The sequence below is a fragment of the Streptosporangium sp. NPDC005286 genome (genome assembly GCF_040607515.1).
Lineage (GTDB): Bacteria > Actinomycetota > Actinomycetes > Streptosporangiales > Streptosporangiaceae > Streptosporangium.
In genome coordinates, this window is record NZ_JBEXGU010000264.1 from 1 (window position 1) to 8,382 (window position 8,382).

Annotated in this window: 7 protein-coding genes and 1 pseudogene; 1 reads left to right on the forward strand and 7 read right to left on the reverse strand. The window is 73.5% G+C overall.

Annotated elements, in window-relative coordinates; all coding sequences use genetic code 11:
- Nucleotides 1–367 precede the first annotated feature (367 nt).
- Nucleotides 368–610 carry a WhiB family transcriptional regulator gene (locus ABZU75_RS43675; RefSeq protein ID WP_169750053.1) on the forward strand — a complete coding sequence of 81 codons (243 nt, stop codon included), beginning with the start codon at nucleotides 368–370 and terminating at the stop codon, nucleotides 608–610.
- Here the strand turns inward: ABZU75_RS43675 and ABZU75_RS43680 are convergent.
- From ABZU75_RS43680 to ABZU75_RS43710, 7 genes and pseudogenes are all read right to left on the reverse strand, one after another.
- Nucleotides 603–824, reverse strand: coding sequence for a hypothetical protein (locus ABZU75_RS43680; protein ID WP_355568491.1), 222 nt, complete (start codon nucleotides 822–824; stop codon nucleotides 603–605). The genes ABZU75_RS43675 and ABZU75_RS43680 overlap by 8 nt on opposite strands.
- An 8-nt stretch (nucleotides 825–832) precedes the next feature.
- A pseudogene (locus tag ABZU75_RS43685) lies at nucleotides 833–1,063 on the reverse strand (hypothetical protein); the annotation flags it as partial.
- A 25-nt stretch (nucleotides 1,064–1,088) separates the two neighbouring features.
- Nucleotides 1,089–1,829, reverse strand: a complete 741-nt coding sequence (locus ABZU75_RS43690; RefSeq protein ID WP_355568494.1) for a DUF3152 domain-containing protein — start codon at nucleotides 1,827–1,829, stop codon at nucleotides 1,089–1,091.
- A 274-nt stretch (nucleotides 1,830–2,103) separates the two neighbouring features.
- Entirely contained in the window at nucleotides 2,104–3,048 is a 945-nt protein-coding gene (locus tag ABZU75_RS43695) for an alpha/beta hydrolase (protein ID WP_355568497.1), read from the reverse strand.
- A 208-nt stretch (nucleotides 3,049–3,256) separates the two neighbouring features.
- Nucleotides 3,257–6,019, reverse strand: a complete 2,763-nt coding sequence (locus tag ABZU75_RS43700; protein WP_355568500.1) for an AAA family ATPase — start codon at nucleotides 6,017–6,019, stop codon at nucleotides 3,257–3,259.
- Between the two features lie 187 nt (nucleotides 6,020–6,206).
- The gene (gene ptsP, locus ABZU75_RS43705) at nucleotides 6,207–7,856 is read right to left on the reverse strand and encodes a phosphoenolpyruvate--protein phosphotransferase (RefSeq protein WP_355568503.1); all 1,650 of its coding nucleotides are present in this window, start codon (nucleotides 7,854–7,856) and stop codon (nucleotides 6,207–6,209) included.
- On the reverse strand, nucleotides 7,849–8,133 hold the full coding sequence (locus tag ABZU75_RS43710) for an HPr family phosphocarrier protein (protein WP_355568506.1): 285 nt from the start codon (nucleotides 8,131–8,133) through the stop codon (nucleotides 7,849–7,851). Before ABZU75_RS43710 ends, ptsP begins: the two co-directional genes overlap by 8 nt.
- Nucleotides 8,134–8,382: the final 249 nt, after the last annotated feature.

The following is an 8,382-nucleotide window of genomic DNA, read 5'->3' on the forward strand; positions in this document are numbered from 1 at the left end:
GGCCCCCGCGGCCCACCCCCGGGCCCCGCCCGCTCCCCGCCCTCACGAGCCCCCCCGCGGGCCCCCCCCGGGCGGCCGGGGGGCCGGGGTCCCACCGGGCCCCGGGGCCGGGGTGCGCCCCGGCCCGGCGGGGGCCCCGGAGCGCGCAGGGATGGTCCGGCCGTTGCGCACCGCCGGGGTTCGACCCACTGATCGGGGCCTTCCTTAACGGAAGGGACCATCGGTCAAAATCGCCCGATTTTTCCGCTTAAAAGGTATGAGTACCACTACAGCGGGCACGCGATCCTCAACCTGAGCTGCCAGTATCTGAGCCGTTCTCACTCCCAATTGGATCGCCATGCCTGTTAAGAGCAACGTTATTCCGATCATCAACTGGTCTCGCCGCTCCTCCTGCCTCAGTGAGGATCCCGAACTCTTCTTTCCGGTGTCCTACGAGGGGCCGGGTCGTGAACAGTACGAGCGCGCCAGAGCCGTGTGCCGCCGCTGCCCGGTGCGCGGGCGCTGCCTGGAGTACGCGTTGAACACCCAGCAGATGGACGGTGTGTGGGGAGGCACCACCCCCGACGAGCGCAGGGCCACCATGACCAGGGCGAGGCGCCAGGTCAGGTAGCGGTGCCCCGGAGCCGGCCGGCCGTCCAGATCTCGCCCTGCCCGTCCTGTTCGCCGGGCTCGCCCGCCTCTTCGACGAGCGCGCGGAACCTGGCGGCGTTGCGCTGGGCGTTGTCCCGGCGGCAGTTGTTGAAGAGCGCGTGGGTGACCTCGGCGCGCAGCGCCGGGCGCACTCCAGGATGTGGCGCCTGTTGTTCTCCCCGATCGGGAACCACGGCGGGAACTGGAAGAGCACCGCTCCCAGCCTGCCCGCCTCGTGCAGCGGCTCCAGCGCGCTGAGGAATCGCCGCCAGACCTCCTCGACGATCTCCGGCGGCACGTCTTTGAGGTGGAGGTTGCGCTCCGGCGGTGCGCCGAGCCTCTCCCGCAACGGCTGTCGGCATGTCCATCGGGTGCCCGGGGAGAGGCCGGTGAACCTCCCTCCGCCACGGCTTTGCCGTATGCGGTGGTTCACCGGCCCCAGGTGACCGCCGTGCCGGTCAGCGGCGGGGCGAGGGCCAGGGGTTGGGGCGGCAGCCGTACAGGGACTTGGTCTGCTGGAGCATCACCGGGGCCCGCCGGCCGGGGCCGGGGCAGGAGACGTGGCCGTGGCCGAGGCCGTGCCCGACCTCGTGGCTGATGACGTACTCGCGGTAGGAGGCCACGTCACGGCCGTAGCCTCGCGCCCCGGTGTTCCAGCGGACCGCGTTGATGATCGCGCGCCCGCCGTTCCAGCAGGACAGCGTGCCGTTGGTCCGCATCGGCAGGCAACGCCGGTCGGCCGTCTCCGGGCTGCTCAGCGAGACCCTGAGCTCCACCGGGCCGCGCGCCACCCGTTTGAACCGGTACCCCCAGCCACGCGGGTCGTTGAGGATCCGGTGCACCTCGGAGGCGAACTCCTCCACCTCGAACGGCAGGCCGCGCTCGACCTCCACCGCGTACCGGACGACCCTGCCCTTGCCCCTGGGAGGTCTGGCCTCGCCGGGGGCGACGGCGTAGCGGCCCTTGGCCGCCCGGGGCACCTTCACCCTCAGCGGTTGCTGCCGGCCGTTGGCCAGCAGGAGCGGCTCCTCGGCCGGGCCGGAGGGGTCGGCCGTACCTCGAGGTTGCGGTGGCGGGGTCGGTGTCACCGGCGTCACGGGTATCTGGGGCAGGGCGGCGTCCGGGGGTGGGGGAATGTCGGGAACAGGCTCGAGGTGACCGCTCAGCAGGGTGACCGCTCCGGCCGTGAACGTGGCCATGACGCTGAACGCGAGAAGCCACATAACGGTCTTGGAGTCACGTCGACTTTCGTTCCTGGACATAGTCCGTAAACCCTATTGCCCTCCGGAGGTAACTGATCAAACCAGGGGAAAATCCATCAGATGGTGGCATCTCAGGGAGCCTTGGGGCGGGTACACCGACGGCGGCCGCGGGTGGTGGCCGCCGTCGGGTCAGGGGGGTCGCGGTCGTGGGCCGCCGCCGGTGCCGTGCTGCGACGGCGACCCGGTGGCGGCCCGGTGGTGGCCCGGTGCCCTAGGAGTGCGGGCAGGTGTCCTGGTACTCGGAGATGTTCCTGTCACCCCGGGGCGCGGGGCACAGGAACTGCTCGTAGCGGGTGTCGTTGTCGACGAACCGCTTCAGCCACGAGATGCTGTACTTGGCGATCGTCGTGTTGGAGCTGTTGGGTGCGAAGTGGCCGGCCCCGTCGAGTTCCAGGTAGGCCTTCTCCGAGGAGGCCGGGATGCTGTTGTAGAACGGCTTGGAGTGCAGGCTCACCGAGGCGATGGTGTCGTTCTCCGCGCCGACGATCAGCGTCGGGACCCGGATGCCCGACCAGTTCTTGGTCAGGTTCCACGCGGTCAGCGGGATGGCCGCCTGCAGCTGCGGCCGGCTGTTGGCGGCCTCCAGGGTGCCGCCGCCGCCCATCGAGTGCCCCATCACGCCGAGCCTGCCGGCGTCGACCCGGCTGGCCGCCGAGCTGCTCTGCACCAGGTAGTCGAGCGCGGCCAGCAGTTGCCTGCCGCGGCTGGCGGGCTGGTCCGCGGTGGTGATGGTGTCGATGTTGAAGACCACGAAACCGTGGGAGGCCAGCCGCGAGGCGAGCCAGGCCATGCTCGACCTGCTCGCGGTGTAGCCGGGGGCGATGGCTATTCCGCCGAAGGTCCCCTCGCTGGTGGACGTCGGGTAGTAGATCGTCCCTCCGCCGAAGCCGGTCACCCGGAGCGAGGAGACGTTGGTCTCCGCGATCGCGAACGGCCCTCTGACCGCCTCGATGCCGGCGTTGGTCGGGTCGGGGCCGCGGTCGTACGGGCCCGCGGCGGTGGCCTGTGCGGCAGGGGCCGCGACGGCCTGCGCGGCGGGCGCGAGGCCCCCGCCGGTGCCGAGCAGAGCGAGTGCGAGGGTCAGCGTGGCGACAGTCGTCGCCCGGCGGGACCGCCTGGGCGCGTGGGCCTGGGGGGTGGTGCTGTACGGCTGCACGTTGCTGTACTCCGTTCCTGTGGGGGGAACCAGGGCGATACGGTGGTCGGCCGACGACCGTTCGTCGCGCGCCGGTCCGCCGCCGGAGGTGGCGACGGCACGGTCGGCGTCACCGGGTAACCCCTCGGGTTTCTGACATTCGCCACTTTCTCGTTGTCAGGTCCGGAGTGCATCGGTGAAATCACCCGTACTGCACTGCACCCGTGAATCAGGACATCAGTCGCACCAGCTCCACCCGCGAGCGGATGTCGAGCTTGGTGAAGATGTTCCTGAGGTGGTGCTCGACGGTCCTCGGGCTCAGGAAGAGCCGGGCCGCCACCTCCCGGTTGGTGGCGCCGTCCGCGACGATCCGCGCGATCTGGTACTGCTGAGCCGTGAGTTTCTCGGTGGCCTTGGGGCGGGACGACCTGACGGCCTCCCCGGCTCCGCGCAGCTCGGTGCGGGCCTGCTCGGCCCAGAGGCGCGCGCCGGACCGCTCGAACGTCTCCAGGGCGCTGTGCAGATGCTCCCTGGCCGCGCCGGGACGCCGGTTCCTGCGCAGGGCGCTGCCGAAGAGCAGCTGGGTGCGAGCCGTCTCGAACTCGGAGAAACCCTGGTGGTGCAGGTCGAGCGCTGCTCTGAAGTACTCCTCGGCGTCACCCGGGGCGGCCAGGAGCGCGTGACAGCGCGTGGCGAGCGCGCGCCGGTCGGGGCTGCGGGTGCTGCCCACCCAGCGGTCCAGCACCCGCAGGGCCCTCTCGGCCGCCTTCCGGTCGCCCGTGCGTGCGGCGGCCTCGACGAGGTGGGGCGTCGACATGACCCGCACCACGAGGTGGCCGCCTGTCCCGCCCGACCTGGACGTGGCCCGCAGCCGCTTGGCCGCGTCGGCGTGGCGTCCCGCCGCGAGGTCGAGGTGGGCCAGCGCCCAGTTGCCGAGTGCCCCCGCCACGCCCAGGCCATGGGCGCCCGCCAGCTCGATGGCGCTCGCCGCCCTGATCGCGCACGTCTCCTCGTCGCCCTCGACGGCCGCGGTGAGCGCGAGCCATCCCAGGTGCTGGCCCGCGCTGTTGGGCCTGCCGCGCTCCTGGGCGATCCGGAGCCCCTCGACGGCGCTGGCGGCGATGGAGGCGTAGCGGCCCATCCAGATCTCGGCCTGGATCATGAACTCCAGTACCTGAGGCACCGTGGAGACCGCCCCGAGCGCGCGCGCCGTCTCCACCGCCCGGCCGAACAGCCGCTGAGCCTGCGCGTCGTCACCCAGCAGCAGGCCGGCCACCCCCGCCCACACCAGCACCGACGGGGTGCGCACCGAGGGCGCGAGCTCCAGCACCCGGCGGAGCGGATCGGCCGCCTCCCGGTGACGGCCGCCGAAGGTCGCCGCCGTACCGGCCAGATACTCGAACATCAGCTGGGTGGCCGCCGGATCGTCGGGGCGGCGCAGCGTGGCGGCCCGCCGTGCTATGTCCAGGTAGCGGACGTTGTCGCCGGCCAGATAGCTCGCCTCGCCCGCACGGATGAACACCCGGACGGCCTGTCCCCGGTCCCTGTCCAGCAGCGACTCGGCCGCCGACATCAGGTCGTCCCCGGCGCTGCCGGTCTTCCCGCTGCGCAGCTCCAGGCTGCCGCGGATCAGCTCGGCCTGGCTCCGTACCTCCTCGGAGATGGTCAGCGAGTGCAGGCGGGCCAGCAGCGACCGGGCGCGCCGGGGCAGCCCGGCACGCCACGCGCGGTTGGCGGCGGCGGCCAGGCGCGCGGCCTTGACGTCGCCGTGCGCGGTCAGCTCGGCCGCCCGCTCGAAGGCGAGGAAGGAGGCCGGATGGCCGCCCTGGAAACCCGCCGCCGCCGCGGCGGCCGCGGCCAGTTCGTCGGCCAGCGACTCGTCGGGGCCGTCCATCGCGGCGGCTCGATGCCAGGCGCGCCGCAGCCGCTGGTGGTCGTGGCGCAGCACGCCGGCGAGCAGGCGGTGCGCCGTGCGGCGCCGGGCAAGCGAGGAGCCGGCGTAGACCACGGCCCGCATCGCGGGCTCGTGGAAGTCGTAGCGGTCGCCGGCGACATCGGTGACGCGGACGATCACGCCCGCCCTCTCCGCCGGTTCGAGCACGGTCAGCGCGCACCGCGGCTCCGCGGCCTCGAGCAGGGTGACCGTCTCCAGATCGGGGTCGGCCGCGAGCAGCAGGAGCATGTCCGCGGTGTCGCCGGGCAGCCGCGCCAACCGGTCGGCGTACGCGCGCCAGAGCCGCCCGCCTCTCGGCAGCGTCTCGGGCGGCGCGGCGGCACCGGAGAGCTGCTCGGGACTGAGCGACCGGGCGAGCTCCCCGAGCGCGAGCGGGTTGCCGCAGGCGATCTCCAGCAGCGACGCCCGCACGTCGTCGGTCAGTCCCGGCACCAGGTCGCCTGCCAGCCGCCCGGCCGCCTCCTTGTCCAGGGCGTCCAGCTCGAAGGCCGGTATGTCGTCGGGGACGGCGGTGCCGTCGTCGGCACCGAACAGCAGCGCCACCGCCTCCCCCGTCAGCCGCCTGGCCGCGAAGAAGAGCGCCTCGCGGCTGGGCGCGTCGAGATGGTGAACGTCGTCGACGCAGGCCAGCACCGGGCCGCCGGCAGCCGCCAGGAGGTTGAGCACCGCGGCGGGAAGCGCCAGCCCGCCGTCCACCGCGCCCAGTTCCAGTGCCCGCGCCAGCGCCGCGGCCTGTGCCGGGGGCAGCGCGGGCAGCCGGTCGGCGATCGGCCGGAGCAGTCCGTGCAGCCCGGCGCAGGGCAGGTGCGACTCCGCCTCGCTGCCGCGCACCCTGAGCACGAAGAAGTCGCCCGACTCGCCCGCGCGTTCAGCCGCGACGTCGAGCATCGCGGTCTTTCCCGTTCCCCGCGCCCCCCGCAGGATCAGCGCGCCTCCGGATCCGTCGCGCGCGGCGTCGAGGAGTCGCAGCAGTGCGTCCTGCTCCGCGTCACGGCCGTGCAGCGCCGGTGACCGGGTGACGGGGGAGGGGGAGGGCATGTCCCAGTGTTACGCGCGTATGTCGCGCCTGGAAAGGGCCGGTGCGGGGGTCTCCGCCGGCCCGCGCCGGTGCCCCGGCACTTTCCGCGGGGAAGACCGGTGATTTCACCGATGCGCGCCGGGGAAACGGGCCGGAGGCGGCAACCGGGCCGGAGGGAGGGGGTCTCCGGCCCGGTTCAGGGGGTGCTCACCAGCCCGGGACGATCATCTTTCTGGCCTGCCCGGGGTCGTCCGCGCCCAGGGCGAACCGGGCGTTGTCGCGGCACTGCGCCAGGGAGTGCGCGGCGAGGCTCTCCCGCACCGCGGGAACGCTGGGCGCCGACATCGACAGGCTGGTGACGCCCAGCCCGACCAGGACCGTCGCCAGGAGCGGGTCCGCCGCCGCCTCGCCGCACACGCCGACGGGCTTGCCCACCGCCTGCCCGGCCGCGGCGCAGTCGGCGATCAGCTGGAGCAGCGCCGCCTGCCAGGGGTCGAGCAGGTCGGCGAGATCTCCGTGCTGCCGGTCGGAGGCGAAGGTGTACTGGCTCAGGTCGTTGGTGCCGATGCTCAGGAAGTCGAGCTCCTTCAGCAGGCGTTCGGCACGCAGCGCGGCGGCGGGGACCTCCACCATCGCCCCGACGCGGGCGATTCCCCGGGCGCGGGCCCGCCCGGCGAAGTCGGCCGCCTCGCCCACCGTCGTCACCATGGGCGCCATCACCCACGGCTCGGCTCCGCTCTGGCGCGCGGCCTCGGCGATGGCGTCGAGCTGGGTGTCGAGCACCTCGGGCCTGACCCGGGACACCCGCAGCCCCCGCACGCCCAGCGCCGGGTTGGTCTCTTCGGCCAGCCCGAGGAACGGCAGCGGCTTGTCGGTGCCCGCGTCGAGGGTGCGGACCACGACGTGCCCGCCGGGCGCGGCGCGGAAGACCGCGGCGTAGGCGGCCACTTGCTCCTCGTAGCCCGGCTCCTCACGCCGGTCCAGGAAGAGGAACTCCGTACGGAACAGTCCCACTCCCTCGGCGTCCACCCCCTGCGGGGCGAGGTCGGCCGCGGAGCCGATGTTGAGCAGCAGCTTGACCGGGTGGTCGTCGGAGGTGCGGCCGGGGCCCCGGCTCGTGCTCGCCCGGCGGCGTTCGGCCTCCGCCAGGCGCTGGATCTCGGTGGCGGCCTCCTCGCCGATGCCGACCTCCACCTCGCCCCGCAGACCGTCGACGGACACCCACGTCCCCTCGCCGACCTCGCTCATCTCCCGGCAGGCGACCACGGCGGGCAGGCCGCGGGCGCGGGCCAGGATGGCGGTGTGGCTGGTCGGGCCGCCCTTTGAGGTGACGAGGGCGAGGACGGTGTCGGGGTCCAGGTTCACCGTGTCGGCGGGGGAGAGATCCTCGGCGACCAGGACGAAGGGATGACCGGGGGTGGGCACCCCGGGGACGGGTAGGCCGAGCACCGTCGCGACGGCCCGGTTGCGGACGTCGTCGAGGTCGGCGGCTCGCTCGGCGATGTAGCCGCCCGCCGCCAGCAGTGCGCGCCGGTGGTGGGCGCATGCCTCGTCGATGGCGTGCGCGGCGTCCTTGCCCGACCTGACGGCGGCCTCTACGGACTCGTGCAGACCGGGGTCGTCGGCGATGAAGGACTGCGCCTCCAGGATCGCCCGCGCGTCGGTGTCGGGTGCCTTCTCCGCCCGCTCCGCCAGTTCGGTGGCGGTGGCTCGCAGCGCGTCCAGCGCCCGGCCGAGTTCGGCGTCGGCGTCGGCGACCGGCGTGGGGGCCGGCAGCTCCGGCGGGGCCGCCATCCGGCAGACCCGTCCGGCGGCCCGCCCTGGGCTCACGCCCAGGCCTTTGAGCGTCTCAGCCATGCGGTGTCTCTTCGGCGTCGAGGTCGCGGGCGAGCAGGTCGGCGAGGGAGGCGAGGGCCTCGTCGGCTCCCGGTCCCTCCGCGTCCAGGGTGACCTCCGTGCCGTGCGTCGCGCCCAGCGCCAGCACGGCGAGCATGCTGTTGGCGGGTACGGGTTTGCCTTCCCCGACACGGATGCGGACGGGCATCCCCTGCCTGGCCGCGGCCTGCACGAAGATCTTCGCGGGCCGGGCGTGGAGGCCCGTGCTTGAGGCGATGACCACTGTCCTCTCCGGCATCTCCGGTTCTCCTTCTGCGTGTTCTGCGAGTGGTGTGAGCTTGCGCCGGCTCTCCCGCCGGATCCGGCGGGAGGCGGGTGGGGCACTCCGGTGTGGGTGGGCGGGTCTTCCGGAGGTCCCCCGGCACGGTCTTGCGCTCCTGTCCGGCCCGGAGGCCCGGAGCTCCGGGGGCCGGAGCTCCGGGCCGGGGGCGGTCAGGGCTCGATGGTGACCTTGATGGCCTCACCCCTGCTGACGATGTCGATCGCC